The organism is Microvenator marinus, from assembly GCF_007993755.1.
Classification (GTDB): Bacteria; Myxococcota_A; Bradymonadia; order Bradymonadales; family Bradymonadaceae; genus Allomicrovenator; species Allomicrovenator marinus.
Genome location: NZ_CP042467.1, coordinates 551,119 through 566,253, shown reverse-complemented (window position 1 = coordinate 566,253; position 15,135 = coordinate 551,119). Strand labels below are relative to the sequence as shown.

Annotated in this window: 14 protein-coding genes; 8 read left to right on the top strand and 6 right to left on the bottom strand. The window is 54.1% G+C overall.

Annotation, left to right across the window (positions count from 1 at the left end):
* The first annotated feature begins 31 nt into the window (after positions 1-31).
* The 5 genes from FRD01_RS02380 to FRD01_RS02360 are packed head-to-tail and all read left to right on the top strand — an operon-like array spanning position 32 to position 4,041.
* Positions 32-937, top strand: coding sequence for a metal ABC transporter substrate-binding protein (locus FRD01_RS02380; protein WP_146957293.1), 906 nt, complete (start codon positions 32-34; stop codon positions 935-937).
* Between the two features lie 4 nt (positions 938-941).
* Positions 942-1,655, top strand: a complete 714-nt coding sequence (aztA, locus tag FRD01_RS02375) for a zinc ABC transporter ATP-binding protein AztA (RefSeq protein WP_146957291.1) — start codon at positions 942-944, stop codon at positions 1,653-1,655.
* Positions 1,652-2,512: a metal ABC transporter permease gene (locus FRD01_RS02370; protein WP_146957289.1), complete on the top strand. Its 861-nt coding sequence runs from the start codon at positions 1,652-1,654 to the stop codon at positions 2,510-2,512. Before aztA ends, FRD01_RS02370 begins: the two co-directional genes overlap by 4 nt.
* Entirely contained in the window at positions 2,509-3,378 is an 870-nt protein-coding gene (locus FRD01_RS02365) for a metal ABC transporter permease (protein ID WP_146957287.1), read from the top strand. Before FRD01_RS02370 ends, FRD01_RS02365 begins: the two co-directional genes overlap by 4 nt.
* 9 nt (positions 3,379-3,387) lie before the next feature.
* Entirely contained in the window at positions 3,388-4,041 is a 654-nt protein-coding gene (locus FRD01_RS02360; protein ID WP_146957285.1) for a metal-dependent transcriptional regulator, read from the top strand.
* Between the two features lies 1 nt (position 4,042).
* Here the strand turns inward: FRD01_RS02360 and FRD01_RS02355 are convergent, their stop codons facing one another.
* Entirely contained in the window at positions 4,043-5,038 is a 996-nt protein-coding gene (locus FRD01_RS02355) for an energy transducer TonB (RefSeq protein ID WP_146957283.1), read from the bottom strand.
* Positions 5,039-5,234: 196 nt separating this feature from the next.
* Here FRD01_RS02355 and FRD01_RS02350 point away from each other — a divergent pair, with 196 nt between their 5' ends.
* Together FRD01_RS02350 and pyk are read left to right on the top strand one after the other, a co-directional pair.
* A complete protein-coding gene (locus tag FRD01_RS02350) occupies positions 5,235-6,143 on the top strand; it encodes a GGDEF domain-containing protein (protein ID WP_146957281.1) in 909 nt (302 codons plus the stop codon).
* A 59-nt stretch (positions 6,144-6,202) separates the two neighbouring features.
* Positions 6,203-7,639 (top strand): pyruvate kinase, encoded by a 1,437-nt coding sequence (pyk, locus tag FRD01_RS02345; RefSeq protein WP_146957279.1) that lies wholly within the window; start codon positions 6,203-6,205, stop codon positions 7,637-7,639.
* A gap of 7 nt (positions 7,640-7,646) precedes the next feature.
* Here pyk and FRD01_RS02340 read toward each other — a convergent pair whose 3' ends face one another.
* The 3 genes from FRD01_RS02340 to FRD01_RS02330 form a co-directional block, all read right to left on the bottom strand.
* A complete protein-coding gene (locus FRD01_RS02340; protein WP_146957277.1) occupies positions 7,647-8,726 on the bottom strand; it encodes a hypothetical protein in 1,080 nt (359 codons plus the stop codon).
* A complete protein-coding gene (locus FRD01_RS02335; protein WP_146957275.1) occupies positions 8,723-9,094 on the bottom strand; it encodes a glycine zipper domain-containing protein in 372 nt (123 codons plus the stop codon). The genes FRD01_RS02340 and FRD01_RS02335 overlap by 4 nt, the downstream gene beginning before the upstream one ends.
* 67 nt (positions 9,095-9,161) lie before the next feature.
* Positions 9,162-10,205, bottom strand: a complete 1,044-nt coding sequence (locus FRD01_RS02330; protein WP_146957273.1) for a hypothetical protein — start codon at positions 10,203-10,205, stop codon at positions 9,162-9,164.
* Positions 10,206-10,328: 123 nt separating this feature from the next.
* Between FRD01_RS02330 and uvrA the strand changes: the two genes are divergently transcribed.
* Entirely contained in the window at positions 10,329-13,088 is a 2,760-nt protein-coding gene (gene uvrA / locus FRD01_RS02325) for an excinuclease ABC subunit UvrA (protein WP_146957271.1), read from the top strand.
* On the opposite strand, the gene FRD01_RS02320 is transcribed toward uvrA, so the two are convergent.
* Both FRD01_RS02320 and recJ read right to left on the bottom strand, forming a co-directional pair.
* Positions 13,080-13,301: a hypothetical protein gene (locus tag FRD01_RS02320; RefSeq protein ID WP_146957269.1), complete on the bottom strand. Its 222-nt coding sequence runs from the start codon at positions 13,299-13,301 to the stop codon at positions 13,080-13,082. The genes uvrA and FRD01_RS02320 overlap by 9 nt on opposite strands.
* Complete coding sequence (recJ, locus tag FRD01_RS02315) at positions 13,298-15,049, bottom strand: single-stranded-DNA-specific exonuclease RecJ (protein ID WP_146957268.1); 1,752 nt, start codon at positions 15,047-15,049, stop codon at positions 13,298-13,300. The genes FRD01_RS02320 and recJ overlap by 4 nt, the downstream gene beginning before the upstream one ends.
* Positions 15,050-15,135 lie beyond the last annotated feature (86 nt).

Genomic DNA, 15,135 nt, shown 5'->3' with positions numbered 1-15,135 from the left:
GAGCCATAGTTTGGGTCGCCATGGAGTGTTTATGAGATGGATCGCAATTCTGATTTCCGTGTTTGTACTTGGATGCGAGTCTAAATCTACGCCCGCTGATTCCTATGAGGTGGTGACCACCACGACGATGCTTGCCGATATGGTGCAAGAGCTCGCCGGTCCGGACGTGAAGGTGCGTTCATTGGTACCCGTTGGGGCTGATCCTCACTTGTATCAGCCTACGCCTGCGGATGTCCGAGACGTGTCACGTGCCTCGCTCGTCGTGACCAACGGCCTCGGTTTGGAGGGATGGATTGACGACCTTGTTCGAAACGCGGGTGGCAAGGATGCTAGGGTATTTGTCGCAACGAGTGGCATTGAGCCGCTGAAAATCGATTCCGATATCGACCCACACTTCTGGTTCGATGTGAGTTTGTGGTCGACGTCTACCTCTGGGGTTGAGAAACAACTCGTTGAGCTTCAAATCGCACCTAAAGACGAGGTTGAGGCCCGCGCAAACGCATATAGAAGCCGCCTCAAAGCCCTGGATACATGGGTCAAAGAACAGGTGGCCCAGCTCCAGACCTCTAAGCGAGTGCTCGTGACTTCTCATGACGCCTTTCACTATTTTGGGCGCGCCTATGAGTTTGAAGTGGTTGGAATTCAGGGGGTGAGCACTGAACAAGAGGCGAGCCAGCGGGACGTGATGAACGTCATAAAGCTCATCAAGGCCCGCGAGATTCCGGCTGTTTTTGCAGAAACCTCGGTGAATTCGGGGTTGGTTGACCAGGTATCTCGGGAGACTGATGTCAAGGTTTCGGGGCCGCTCTATTCTGACAGCCTTGGAGTCAAGGATAGCGGAGCGGAGAACTACGAAGGCATGGTGACTACCAACGTCACCATGATCGTAAACGCTCTTGGCGGAGAGACACAGGTCTTCACGCAAGGATTGCCCTAAGAACATGTTGATCGAAGTCTCAGGTCTGGGGGTAAAGTACGATGATATCGTTGCGCTGAAGGATGTGTCCCTTGAGATTGGTGGCGACCAAATCGTGGGGATTCTAGGGCCGAACGGTTCTGGAAAATCAACGCTCATCAAGTGCATCGCCGGAGTGCTCAAACCTACATCTGGCGATTTGAAGCTATCCATCGAACGGAAGAAAGTTGCCTATGTGCCTCAACGTTCAAGTGTGGATTGGGACTTTCCGGCGAGCGTGAAGGACGTCGTAAAACAAGGCAGATACCCTCATCTAGGACTCTTTGGCCGCTACTCAAAATCGGACGAATCCAAGGTTGAGTCTGCTCTCGAGCGAATGGGCTTGAGGGAGTTGGGTAGCCGGCAAATCGGTGAGCTCTCGGGCGGCCAAGCCCAGCGGGTCTTTCTAGCAAGAGCGCTCGCTCAAGAGGCCGAACTTCTACTCTTGGATGAGCCATTCCAAGGTGTAGACGCGGTTTCCGAAGCCGCTTTGATGAAGGTGCTGAAGCAATTTCGCCAAGATGGAAAAACTGTTCTGGTCGTCCACCACGATTTGCAAACGGTTCAAGAGTATTTCGACCGCGTAATACTCTTGAACCAAACGCTCGTCGCCAGTGGTGAGACATCGGAGGTGTTCAACGCACAAAACGTAAAGTCCGCCTATGGTGGAAGGGTGGCGATCTTCCCGGAAGCACCATGAGTGAGGTCATCGCCCATACCCTTGAGCTTTTGGGCGGAGAGAGCTCATTTGGGCTCCGGGCCACGTTTGGAGCCGCGCTTGTAGGTTTGACCTCAGCACTGCTTGGAGTCTTCGTGGTTTTGAGAAGGCTCTCATTGATTGGGGATGCCGCTGGGCACGCCACACTTCCGGGCGTGGCCGCGGGTTTCCTCGTATCAGGAACTAAGTCACTCCCCTGGATTTATGGCGGGGCGCTCGCCTCCGTTGCGGCAGCCACACTTACGATTAGCTTGCTCGAGGGTCGACGAAGGTCTAGCACCGACGCGTCGATTGGAGTGTCGTTGGTGTTCTATTTTGGGCTCGGGATCCTTCTGATTTCCTACGCTCAATCTCATCCAAGTGGAGCACAAGCGGGTCTGAGTGGATTTTTGTTTGGAAACGCAGCTGCAATGACCAATGCACAATTCTTCACGTTGTTTGGCGTGTTTGTGGCATCCGCAGCGGCTATCGTGATCTTCTGGCGAGCCCTTGAAGTCTCGAGCTTTGATCCAGACTTCTGCTCGTCGATCGGATGGAACCCACACCTTTTGCGAGTGGGTACGATGTTTTGGATCGGGTTGGTCGTGGTCGTCAGCGTACAAAGCGTCGGTGCTGTGCTGGCATCTGCCATGCTGGTCATTGCCCCGAGCGCGGCGTTGAATCTCAAGTTAAGCCTGAAGGCAACGGTTGTGGTCTCGGCGATCTTAGGAGCACTCAGTGGCCTAATAGGTGGCTGGGCGAGCTTTGTGTTTTCGGGTGTTGGAACGGGACCAGCGATGGTCCTCGCTGCCGCAATAATCTTTGCTTTCACGCTCGCTTTGAGGCGCTTTAGATCATGAACTGGATAGTCGAACCATGGACATGGGGAGCTTTCATGTGGCGCGCCGCCTTGGCGCTGCTGCTCGTATCCGTGGTGTGTGTTCCTGCCGGGGTGTTTCTTTACCTAAAGCGACTTAGTCTTATGTCCGACGCGATGTCTCATATCGTGCTTCCTGGCATCGTCATCGCTTATCTGGCTGTGGGGTCGCTCTCAGGGTGGGTGCTCTTACCCGGGGCAGCCATTGCGGGGGTCTTGGCATCTCTGCTGATCTCGAATCTCTCATCTCGTCGCTGGGTTCGGCCTGATGCCGCGATGGCCATCGTCTTCACCACCTTTTTTGCGCTCGGTGTGATTCTCTTGTCCACGCAGGCCAAGAACGCGCATATCGATACCGACTGTGTCCTCTTTGGAAACGTGCTCGGCCTGACCGATGAATCGCTTTGGCTCCTTGGGGTTTCGGGAATAGTTCTCTCAACCCTACTGATCGTGTTCTTCCGCTGGCTCAAGATCTCTGCAATGGACGCGGGTTTTGCGGCGTCTCTAGGGATTCCTGTCACCGCGCTTCATTATGGACTGATGTCTAGCGTTTCCGTGGGCACTGTGGCCAGTTTCGAAGCGGTCGGTGCGATATTGGTGATTTCCTTTTTCATCGTTCCTGCGGCCTTTGGAAGATTATTGGCACGCTCGCTGAAGACCCATATCTTTGTGGCGTTTGTGTTCTCGATTCTAACGTCCCTGATCGGACTCTATGTCTCGGTGTACTTGAACACGAGCACAGCAGGTGCGATTGTGAGCGTTCAAGGTGCAGTCTATTTCGCGGGAGTGTTGATCGATTGGCTTCGAACGCACTTCCGAGCCCAAGAGACACGAGTTGAGCCGACCTGAGAGCTGACTATGCCAACCGTATCGGTAGAAAACTATCTCAAGACCATCTACAGCTTGCAGGCGGAAGGTGATCGTGTGAGCACCAAGGTGCTCGCTGGTGCGCTTGATGTCTCACAGCCGTCTGTGACCAGTATGCTTCAGTCAATGGCGACTGAAGGGCTTGTTGAGTATCAACCGTATCGAGGCGCCTTACTCAGCGAATTTGGGCGCAGAATGGCTTTACAGGTCATTCGAAAGCACCGTTTGATCGAGATGTTTTTGGTCGAGACGCTCGGCTACACGTGGGACGAAGTTCATGACGAAGCGGAGGCCCTAGAACACGCCATCAGTGACCTACTAGCCGAGCGAATGGAGGCGTTCCTCGGCCACCCGCAATTTGATCCGCATGGGGATCCAATCCCGACGGCTGATGGTCACGTGCACCATCGCGACGTCATCCCGCTTCATGAGATTGTCCCCGGCATGAGTGTTCGAGTAGCCCGTGTTCTGGACCAAGCGCCGGATGTCCTCAGGCACCTGAACAGTGTCGGCATCGTGCCGGACTCCACAATCGAAGTGATCGATGTGCTTCCCTTTGATGGGCAAATGACCGTGCGCGTGCAGGATTCGGACGTTCCACTGAGCCGAAACCTCGCCTCTAGAATTGTGGTGACAGAGGCCTAGTTCATCTAAAGATGCGGAAGTTGGGCTCGTTGGTGATCTCTAGATAGAAGCCAAACGTAAAGTGAATCAAGCCATCTTGGTCCTTAAGACCTTCGGGCGGGTTGTGGAAAGGCGCAGCTTCCCGCACGGATCTGACGGCTTCGTCATCCAAGAAATCAAGGCCAGAACGCCGGCTCACGTGCAGTTGGCGTACACTTCCATCGGAATTCAAGGTGACGCGAACCGTTGAGTATCGGTCCTTCACCCCGTAGATATTTCCGGTGGGATCTCGGCGTTGGTAGACTTTATGTGCCGAATATTCTTCCGCGATCTGCAGCTTTACTCGGTCAAAAAATGCCCAGTAGCGCTCAGTTTTTCTGTTGAGAAGCGTCTTCTCGCCCTCATCCACGTCTCTCAAGTAGTCGATTGAGCCGCCTTGACCGGCCGGATTTACGATTCGCGAATCGTTGAGTTGAGGAAAAAGGGCTTGCGGATTCAACCTTTGTTCCTGGGCCGCCTGGGCCGCCTCGCGAGCCTCACTCTTGCCATCAGACTTTTCCAAAGGGGAGGGGAGGTCTGGGTCTTCGGCGCTGCGGGGCGATTCCTCGGCACGTTCTTCAGCGACTTCCTGAGAGTCCGGTGTCGGCTTTGGTTGAGGTTTTGGCGTGGGAGTTTCAGGGGCCCCAGGTAGGGCCTTTCGAACCTGCTCGCGGTCTGATTCCGACTCGTATTGGTCGATGAATCTCGCTTTCTCAGGCGTCTTTTCTACATCTGGCCTTTCAAATGAGACCACCTGTCCTGTGGGGTCTTCCTCTTCTTTTTCTTCCTCTGGAATCTCTTCGACGAGGCTCAAGGCGAGTGAGTTTTGACTTTGAATGGACGAGGGCTGAAGCGGCTCAACGTTGGTCGGCATTCGCCCCGTAAGTAGCAGGAGCGGCAGGTGCAAGAGTACTGAAAGCACAAAGCCGATCGCCACACTCCCCTGATGTGAATTGCGTTGTGTTGGTTTCAGACTCATGATTCACCGCACTCGGCGGATAAAACGCCAAACGCCACCGCGTTATTCTACACGTTTCCGAATTATTTCCAGAGACCACTTTTGGCATGTCACGCTTTGCGTTCGGCCATAACTCGGTGTAAGATGCAAAAAAGTATTACGATTACAGATGGCTTTTTAGGGATCGATTTCGCAGCACCCCGCGTGTGACACTTAGATGGGAAAAGATAGCACAGTTGTAACGGTAATCTCGAAGATTCCTCAGGAGCAGGCCAAAAGAGAGGCGTGCCTTGTGGTGATCAACGGTGCCGATTTGGGCAAGAAGTACGTGTTAGGCCAAGCCCACACTGTGATCGGCCGTTCTAGCAAGGTCGACATCCAAATCGATGAAGAGTCGATTTCTCGTTCTCACGCTACAATCGAGAATTATGGGGATAAGATTGTCGCTCGAGACCTTCAGTCCACGAACGGGACCTACGTCAACGACGTCGCGATTTCTGAAAGACCGCTCATGGATGGCGACCAGATTAAGATTGGCCGTACCATCTTCAAGTTTCTTAGCGGTTCCAACGTGGAGGCTCAGTATCACGACGAGATTTACCGGCTGACCACGACTGACGGTTTGACTCAGGTCTACAATAAGCGCTTCCTCTTGAAAGAGATGGAACGTGAGATGAGCCGCTCGCTTCGCTACGATCGGGAGCTTTCACTCATCATGTGTGATATCGACCACTTTAAGCCCATCAATGACACGTACGGCCACCTTGCCGGCGACCATATCTTGCGCCAACTCGCAAAGCGCATAAGAGAACATATTCGCCGAGACGATATCGTCGCTCGCTACGGTGGAGAGGAGTTTGCGCTGGTGCTGCCCGAAGTGGACAAGCATAAAGCGGGTCAAATGGCCGAAAAGCTCCGCAAGATTATCTCCGACCAACCCTTCATCTTCGATAATATCACCATCCCGATCACGCTCTCGATGGGAATTTCCGATCTGGAAGAGTACAAGAAGGTGGTGCCGAATTCTTCTGAATCTGACGTCAACCCGTTTGCGTTCATCAAACTTTCGGACGACAGATTGTATCAAGCCAAACAGAGCGGTAGAAACCGCATTGTCATCGGCTGATTCACTCGGTAATCAAATTAGCGAAAACTCTATCTTAGTCTCCTGACCCTTGAGAGAATATGAGACGCACCAAAATTGTATGCACACTCGGCCCAGCCTCTACCTCCGAAGACATGATCGCGGAGCTGATTTTGGCTGGTATGAATGTCGCTCGCCTGAATTTCTCGCACGGAACCCACGATATCCACGCTCGCGTATTTGAAGATATTCGCAGGATTTCGGCGGAACTCAGAAAACCCGTGGCGATTCTTCAAGACTTGCAGGGGCCTAAAATCCGCGTTGGCAAGTTTGAGGAGGGGCAGATCGAGCTCGTTGATGGCGCTGATTTCACAATCTCAGTGGACGATTTCGTCGGGAACCAGGAACGCGTCTCGACCACATACAAAGAGCTCCATCGGGATGTCAAAGCGGGTGATATTCTCCTGCTTGATGACGGTCTGCTCCAACTCCGTGTCGCCGGTGTTCACGGACCCGAAGTCCATTGTGTCGTAGAGATCGGTGGAACGCTCAAGAACAATAAGGGCATCAACATTCCTGGTGCAGCCGTCTCGGCGCCCAGTTTGACGCCAAAGGACGAAGAGGACTTGAGCTTTGGTCTCGACCTTGGAGTCGACTTTGTAGCTCTGAGTTTTGTGAGGTCGCCGCTCGACATTCACCAACTCCGGGCCCGGATGCCGGAGAAGCGGCACCCGAAGATCATTTCAAAGATCGAGAAACCTCAAGCGATCGATGTTCTCGAGGACATCATTTCGGTTTCGGATGGGATCATGGTCGCTCGCGGGGACTTGGGCGTTGAGCTTCCTCCTCAAAAGGTGCCGATCATTCAGAAACGCGCGATTCGGATTGCGAATTCAATGGGTAGGATATCCATCACAGCGACGCAGATGCTCGAATCGATGACGGAAAACTCCAGACCCACCCGTGCTGAAGCTTCAGACGTTGCGAACGCCGTTCTCGATGGGACCGACGCTGTCATGCTTTCCGGCGAGACCGCGTCAGGCAAGTATCCAGTTCAGTCGGTACGCATGATGGCTGATATCATCAACGAAGTTGAGTCCCACGGGCACGCGAAACTCGAACTCGACGCATCGGAGCACTTGAAGACGTTCCCAGCTGCTGTGGCACGCTCCGCCGCGGTCGCTGCGCACGAACTGGACGTCAAAGGGATCGTCGTGCTTACGCTCACGGGGTCTACTGCTCGACTTTTGATGACCTACAGGCCTAACAAGCCAATCTTCGCGTGTACGCCTGATGAGAAGCTCGCCCGTCAAATGGCTCTTTACTGGGGAGTCGCACCGCACCATATCGAGCTCGATCTCTCAGCGGACACGGACGGCGACCAGCAGTACACATCGGAAAACGCGATTCAGCGAATTGAAGAGGTTCTCAAACAGAATCACGAAGTGACGACTGGCGACGAAGTGATCGTGGTGATGGGCTCGCCTGTGCGCCCGCACGCAGAGACTAATCTGATTAAGTTCCACCGCGTCGGTTAGTTCGTCTTTAGTCGCGCTGACTGGCGCAGGTCCTAACTGCCGTTCCATCTGGTCGGTTGAAATTGGCACATGTCACATCGAACCGTGAAGCCGTATCGAATGGACAGGTTTGATTTCCGGTCACGGAGCCACTCCCACATTTCAACGAACAATAGAACGTGCCAGCGCGCAGGTTGACGCACGCCGCGTTGTCGGGACACGAAGAGTCTTCGTCGCAGCGTCGAGTACAGTAGCCAGGCTCGTCAGGGCTAAAATAGTCCGTCAGGCAAACGCCGCCGATGCACTGAGAGTCTTGTGTACATTCGCCTCCGATGGCCACGAAGCCTTCAAAATAGCAGGCGTCATTCCACTCCAAGCCTGTCTCACCTCGAGAAGGGACACCGATACACGTTAGCCCTGCTGCACAAGAACCAGGTGTGCATTTACTCAGACAGTGGTCGAAATCTACGCTGGGGTCCAGCGGAGCGGCTTCCGCAGCGAAACACGCCCCATCGACCCCGCAACTCTCAGAATCGCATGAGCGGGCCGCACAATAGCCCTGAGAAGGAGAATTAGGGCAGGTGTCGTCTGTGTTGCTTCCGCACCGACATTCTCCAGAAGCACATTCATCATCTGCGTTGCATGCTGTGCCGTTCGGACTGCCGCTCAGGCACTCGCCGTCCACACAGCTGAGTCCCTCGTCACAGGGCGAGGTCGTGAAACCATCGCCGGTCTGCCGACACGTCAGTAGAGTCACGCTATCGTAGCAACTTCGGTCACCAGGCTGGCACACAGGGGGATCCACACACTCTGCGTTTTCGCACACCTGGCCTTCATCACACGCCGTCGTCTCAAAGCTTTGCCCATCAGCCCTGCAAACTCCGACGGTCGTCTCGTCGGTACAAGAGCGCTCCATCGGACAACAGACACCACAGCTTGGTCCAGTATCTTCTTCGGGAGTTGTTTGACCATTGGTCGGCGTCGTCACGTTATTCGTTGGGCTCGAAACGTTGTTGGTGGTCCCCATATCCGCGTTGTTGCTGGTCTCGCCCTCAGCGCATGCGCCAAGGAGGACCAAAATGCCGACAAGACCAAACCGAATCATCATGATGGGTGCAACTCTTTATGAATCTCTTCGACTCTGGAGAGGAGTTCGTTGAGGAATAGTCGGTGTTTCTGAAGCATGTGCTGCCCATATAGCCATCCCGCGGTGGCACCGAGCAGTGCTCCCGGAATTCTTCCGCGAATCAATGACCCACCGGAGAAGAAGCCTAGCTGAGCGCCCACGACCACGGTCTCGAGTGGGAGCTCCATGTCTTTACTGAGCTGTTCAAATTCATCGAGCATCGTTTCAAGTAGCGCGGTAGCGGCTCGGAACTCCTTGCGTCGCACGTGCGACTCTACTCGAAAAAGGGTGGCAGAGAGCTCGCCTAGTCGGTGCTCAAAATCTGCCGCAGTGTCGATGAAATTTCCCATGTGTCGGACTCCTCAAAGCCAAGAGCATAGCGAGTCGTTGGCTTTGAGTGAACCACAATTGTCGATTTTATCGGTCCGGGGTACTTGCAGCACCGAAGAAGCGGACATTTTGGAAGGTATGAATGAGCGTGCCTTCGCCAGTCGACTCGTTAATCGAGAGGAGTTCGCCATCTCGGGTCAGGCCGTAAAGTGTGCCCCAGGCTGCGATCAAACCGAATATTCGGTCGTAACCGATGGGTCCAATTTCGGTGCCTTCGCCCGTGGCGCGGCTGACTTGAACAAGGTGGTCTTGGGTCTCATCGTGCTTCGACGTCATGAAGAGCGTGTCGAACTTATTGACCACACAATCGCCGCTTGAGTAGAAGTTCTGACCCACATCACCCAGAAGCGATGCAGCTCCAGTCAAACGATTGATGGTGTAAATCTTGTCTTGGCCAGTCACGAAGACGGTACCGTCAAAGTCGATCGCCATGCCGTTCGGGTCCTCAACGTCGATCCCAAAGTCACCGATCTTCGCCCACGTGTTGTTGGCGTCATCGTAGGCATAAAAGCCGTCGAAGGTGACGCCGTAGAGAGTGCCGTCGGGATGAGTGTCGATATCCTGAAGGTTCGGAAGCTCCTCGAGTACCGATTGGATCTCCTTCTTGAAGGGATCGATGAGGTAGAGAGTATCGCCTGAGTGTGCGTAGAACGAGCACTGAATGCCGTCATTGATCTCGTCATTACAGTTGTTGTCGACGTGATCGCAGATCTCTTGGAGCAGCGGAGAGCGGCGTCCATCGTTGTCGTCACAATCTTGGCCACCACATTCGAAACTCAGCGAACCGTCGCGATCTTGGTCGCATTCGTCAGGAATATTGTTGTTTGGATTTGTGATGATGTCCGGCGGACTATCTTCCGGCGCCATGTCCACCACATCGGCGTCTGGCGTGTCGTTGTTTTGGTCTTCCGTGCCCATATCACTTGGATTGTTGACGTTATTGTCTACACGCCCCCGTGGTACACAGGTATCGTTGAGTTGGTCATAGAGTTCATCATCCTGGCATTGGCGCTGCTCCGCATCTGAACAAGCCACCGTCAGGGCCAACAAAATCAACATTAAAATCTTCAAAATCAACTCCTGCATTGACGACGCGGCGGACATTAGTCAGACCAAGAGTGAAAAGCAACCACTCAGGAAAGTTTCTTGAGACTTCGTGTGTTTCGCTCCGTCCGATGACTGGAATCAGAACGTATGCAAACTAGAATTACTGAGCTGAAAGGCGCCAAAACCAACAATCTAAAAAATGTAACGTGTGCGCTGCATCACAACACGCTCACGGTGGTGACGGGTGTGAGTGGATCGGGCAAGTCGAGCCTGGCCTTCGACACGTTTTATGCCGAGGGACAACGTAGATATACCGAGTCACTCTCGACTTACGCGCGTCAGTTCTTGCAGAGAATGCAAAAGCCGCCATTTCAGTCGATGACCAACATCCAGCCGGCTGTGGCGTTGCGCCAGAAGAACGAGATCAACAACGCGCGCTCTACCGTGAGCACCGTGACCGAGCTCGATGACCACTTTGGACTCCTTTTCACACACGCTGGAGTAACGCATTGTCCGTCGTGCCGCGCGGTTGTTCGCCGCGACAACGTGCCCAATGTGATGGACTACTTGCTGACCAAACTCGCGGACAAACGGTTGGTGATCGTGGCAGACGTGGAGGCCCCGAGCGAACATAGAAACGCCATCTTGACCCAGCTGATCCAAGAGGGATTCCGACGGATGTGGATTGACGGGCAGGCTGTGGATTTTGCCGATGACGAGGTTGAATCTCTGCTTTCGCGCGATGTGTTCTCGGTCGTTGTCGACCGCGTCGTGGCAAATGAAGAAGGAAAGGGCAGGGTACGAGAAGCCATCGAGACGGCGTTTGGTGTCGGAAAGGGAAGAATTCGGGTCTTCGAGCATCGCAGTGAGAACCCGGAAATCGTTTTTGACCGCGCATTCGCGTGCAATGAGTGCGGCGAGTCCCTCGTAGAGCCTCAGCCTGCGCTATTCAGCTTCAATTCTTCCCTGGGTGCATGTCAGGCGTGCAATGGCTATGGGAGAAGTGTAGGACTGGACTTCAAGAAAATCATTCCGAATGCGGGGAAGACCCTGCATGAGGGCGCGGTCGCAGCATTCCAAACGCCTAAGCACAGTGCATGGCAGCGAAAACTCATCTCGGCCTGCATGAAGCGCGGTGTCCCTATCGACATTCCTTTTGGAAAGTTGCGACGAGAAGACCAGACGTGGGTGAAGAATGGTGACGCAACCTGGCCAGGAGTGCGAGGTTTCTTTGAAGAGCTTAAGGGTGAGCAATACAAAGTCCACGTCCGAATATTCATGGCGAAGTTTCGTGGATTTGATGATTGCGAGGCCTGCCTCGGAACCCGACTCAGTCAGGACGCCCGAAACACCACGGTGAAGAGTAAGACAATCGCCGATGTTTGGGCCATGTCCATTCTGGAGGCTTCGGAGTTTTTCGAATCACTGGAACTCGACGAAGTGGAGTCTGCCAAGGTCCATCACCTACTCGAGGAGATACAGTATCGCCTCAAGTACCTCAACGAAGTCGGGCTGGGCTATCTGCAGCTCGGTCGGCAGTCTCGAACGTTATCGGGTGGGGAAATGCAGAGGATTCACCTTACCACAAACCTCGGGCGCGCTTTGACGGACACACTCTACGTTCTGGATGAGCCGACGGCGGGGTTGCATGCCCGCGACTCTGCCCGACTTTTGACGATTCTGAAGGGGCTCCGAGATCTGGGGAACACAGTTCTCGTGGTGGAACACGATCCCGATATCATCGAGGGCTCAGATCGTGTGATCGAAATCGGTCCCCGCGGCGGAGAACAAGGCGGCGAGCTGCTCTTTGAGGGGACCATCAAAGAATTTGAGAATGAAGACACGCCCACCAGCAACTCGTTGCACTCGCGTGTCCATGTCCCTTCGAACGCGAAGCAATCGCAAAGTGCCATTGAGATTTGTGGAGCCTCAGAGAACAACCTCGAAAATGTTCATGTCAAACTTCCCTGTGGGCAGTTGGTCGCCATCACCGGTGTGAGTGGATCCGGGAAATCAACTCTGATGAACAGCGTGCTCTACAACAACTGGCTCCGACTTCATCAAGGCGGGGTTGACGCTGGCGCAGTCGAGGAGATTCGAGGCCTTGAGCAGTTCTCCGAACTCGTCCTCATGGACCAGGCGGCGATCGGGCGTTCTTCGCGCTCCAATCCCCTGACATACTCAGGTGCTTATGACGATCTGAGGAAACTCTTCTCCAAGAGTGATGACGCCAAAAAGCTTGGGCTGAGCACAGGCGATTTCTCTTTCAATGTGCCCGGCGGACGCTGCGAATCGTGTCAGGGTCTTGGCTATGTCACGGTTGAAATGCATTTCATGGCCGATATCGAAGTTGTTTGCGAAGAGTGCAATGGCCGCCGCTTTGGTCCCCGTGTCCTCGCCGCAAAATATCGAGGAAAAACCATCCAAGATGTCTTCGAAATGACCATTCGAGAGGCATTGGAGTTTTTCACCAAATCAAACGCCATTCGTAAAAAGCTTCAGCCTTTTGCAGACGTCGGTTTGGGGTATCTCAAACTCGGCCAAGCCACCTCAACGCTCTCGGGCGGCGAGGCTCAGCGCGTTAAGCTCGCCTCGTACATTGGAAGTGGCAAGAGCCGCCAGTCAACGGACAAGCCTATAGCGTTCATCTTTGACGAACCCACCATTGGTCTGCACTTGCTAGATATCGAGACCCTCCTAAAGGCGCTGAGGCAACTCATTCAGGCCGGAGATTCAGTGTTCGTCATTGAACACAACATCGACTTCATCGCGAATTGTGACTGGGTGATCGATTTGGGGCCGGGCGCTGGACCTGACGGTGGGAAAATCGTAGCCGAAGGCCCGCCAAAGGAAATTGCTAAGAACCCAGAAAGTCTCACGGGGCAATACTTGGGAGCCTCAGTTTAGGTCGGGACCCGCATCCGCTTCCTCTCCACCTTCTGGAGTCACCAAATCTTCAGGAGAGGGCGCAAAGACATCCAGGAATTTTTCAGACGTCTCTTCAACGCGGGTGCGAAGACTCAAAATGATGAGCAGGAGTAGAATCAAGGCCACGATTTGCGCGACCAGTAAACTCCGAGGCGCACTTCTACGCCTTCGGGGACTTCGGCGGTACTTCACGGTTCATTCTCAAACACGAGCTCGGACGGACGAACGCCCTTGAGCTGAACTTCGAATTTAGATTCGCCTCGGTTGGAGACTAGTCTCGGCACGAAAGCGATAGCCACAGTGTCATCAAGCATGCCAATGGCGTCGCGCATCGCGAAACCAAACCCCTCGATCATCCCCGACTCGTCTTTAAAGCGTGCCCTCAAGTGTTTGTTTGAGATCACCCTCACGTTGAGCGCTTTTGACCGCCGGGAGAGCAGTGTGGGTTCAGGGTTGCCCGCACCAAACGGAGCCAGTTTATTGAGGTCCACAATGAACTGGCGATCGATCTCATGAAGTTCCACTTCAGAGTCGATCTTGAGCCTGGGCCTTGGAATGGTTCCGTCATCGAAGACATTTGCAATGCTCTCGTCGATTCGGTCTCGAAAGGCTTCCAAATTGACGGCGTCTAATGACAATCCAGCGGCAGCCGAGTGCCCACCCCACGTGGCGAGGAGGTCACCTACCGAATTTAGGGCCTCGACAATGTTGATTCCATCGATCGAACGCGCGCTTCCTTTGGCAAACCCGTCTTCAATCCCCATCAAGAACGCCGGCCGATGGTATTTCTCCATCAGTCGGCTCGCCACAATGCCGAGTACACCGCGGTTCCAGTCTACGCCCGCCACCACGAGTGCCCGCCGATTCAAGTCGATTTGCTCCTCGGCCTGCGCGAGCGCATTATGAAGTATCTCCTTCTCTTCACCCTGGCGCGCACGGTTCAGTTGCTCCAGCTCCTCTGCCAATTCGGTTGCACGGCCGTAGCTAGTGGTGGTGAGCAACTCAACACAAATTGAAGCGTCTGACATGCGTCCTGCAGCGTTGATGCGTGGCGCGAGGCGGAAACTAATGGTTCGTGTGGAGATCGGACCGACTTCAACTTGAGCGCGGTCCATCAGCGCCGAGACCCCGGCGCGACGCCTGGAGCTGAGCACCTCAAGTCCAAGTCGCACAAAGACGCGGTTCTCATCCACGAGGGGCACCACGTCAGCCACAGTTCCGAGTGCAACCAGGTCCAAATATTCGCGCAGGTCAGGTTCCGGTATGATCTTAAAAATACCGCGCTTTCGCAGCTCCGACCTCAAGGCGACCACAAAATTGAATGTGACGCCAACGGCAGCCAGTCCCTTAAAAGGAAAATCGCAATCTGAACGCAGCGGGTTTAAGACGGCCACAGCAGGTGGAAGAACCTCAGGGACCGTATGGTGGTCCACCACAATGGTCTTCATGCCGAGTTGCTTCGCGAGTCGAATCTCGTCTGCATTGGAGATTCCGCAATCCACAGTGATGATAAGGTCCGTGCCTTTCGCATGTAATCTTCTCACGGTCTCGATATTCAGTCCGTAACCGTCCTGAGTACGAACCGGGATATAATAATCCACCCGTGCACCAAGAGCCTTTAAAAACCCGTAGAGAACCGATACGGAACAGGTTCCGTCCACGTCGTAGTCCCCATGGACCGTAATCATCTGTCCGGCATCTATTGCGCGCAGAACCTCACGAACGGCGCGCCTCATATCCTTCATCAGGAAGGGATCGTGCATGGACTTCAACGTGGGATTCAGGAAGCCGTCCCCAAGCGTTGCGTTGTTTATGCCCCGGTTTACAAGGATTCTGGCGGTGAGAGGGCTAATCCCTAAATCTTTCGCTAGCGCGAGACAAATCTCAGGCGGGGGCTCGTTGACTATCCAATCCCGAGTATGTCTCGTCTCGCTTGCCATGATTCAAACACCAACGTCGGTTGTGGACCAACGTCACTAGAAACTGATTTCGGGTCTCAAACATTTCTTCTAATCACCCAAAGGAG

Bases quoted from the DNA above. Each gene is read 5' to 3' on its own strand.
- FRD01_RS02380 (WP_146957293.1), top strand. From the start codon at position 32: ATGAGATGGATCGCAATTCTGATTTCCGTGTTTGTACTTGGATGCGAG.
- aztA (WP_146957291.1), top strand. From the start codon at position 942: ATGTTGATCGAAGTCTCAGGTCTGGGGGTAAAGTACGATGATATCGTT.
- FRD01_RS02370 (WP_146957289.1), top strand. From the start codon at position 1,652: ATGAGTGAGGTCATCGCCCATACCCTTGAGCTTTTGGGCGGAGAGAGC.
- FRD01_RS02365 (WP_146957287.1), top strand. From the start codon at position 2,509: ATGAACTGGATAGTCGAACCATGGACATGGGGAGCTTTCATGTGGCGC.
- FRD01_RS02360 (WP_146957285.1), top strand. From the start codon at position 3,388: ATGCCAACCGTATCGGTAGAAAACTATCTCAAGACCATCTACAGCTTG.
- FRD01_RS02355 (WP_146957283.1), bottom strand. From the start codon at position 5,038: ATGAGTCTGAAACCAACACAACGCAATTCACATCAGGGGAGTGTGGCG.
- FRD01_RS02350 (WP_146957281.1), top strand. From the start codon at position 5,235: ATGGGAAAAGATAGCACAGTTGTAACGGTAATCTCGAAGATTCCTCAG.
- pyk (WP_146957279.1), top strand. From the start codon at position 6,203: ATGAGACGCACCAAAATTGTATGCACACTCGGCCCAGCCTCTACCTCC.
- FRD01_RS02340 (WP_146957277.1), bottom strand. From the start codon at position 8,726: ATGATGATTCGGTTTGGTCTTGTCGGCATTTTGGTCCTCCTTGGCGCA.
- FRD01_RS02335 (WP_146957275.1), bottom strand. From the start codon at position 9,094: ATGGGAAATTTCATCGACACTGCGGCAGATTTTGAGCACCGACTAGGC.
- uvrA (WP_146957271.1), top strand. From the start codon at position 10,329: ATGCAAACTAGAATTACTGAGCTGAAAGGCGCCAAAACCAACAATCTA.
- recJ (WP_146957268.1), bottom strand. From the start codon at position 15,049: ATGGCAAGCGAGACGAGACATACTCGGGATTGGATAGTCAACGAGCCC.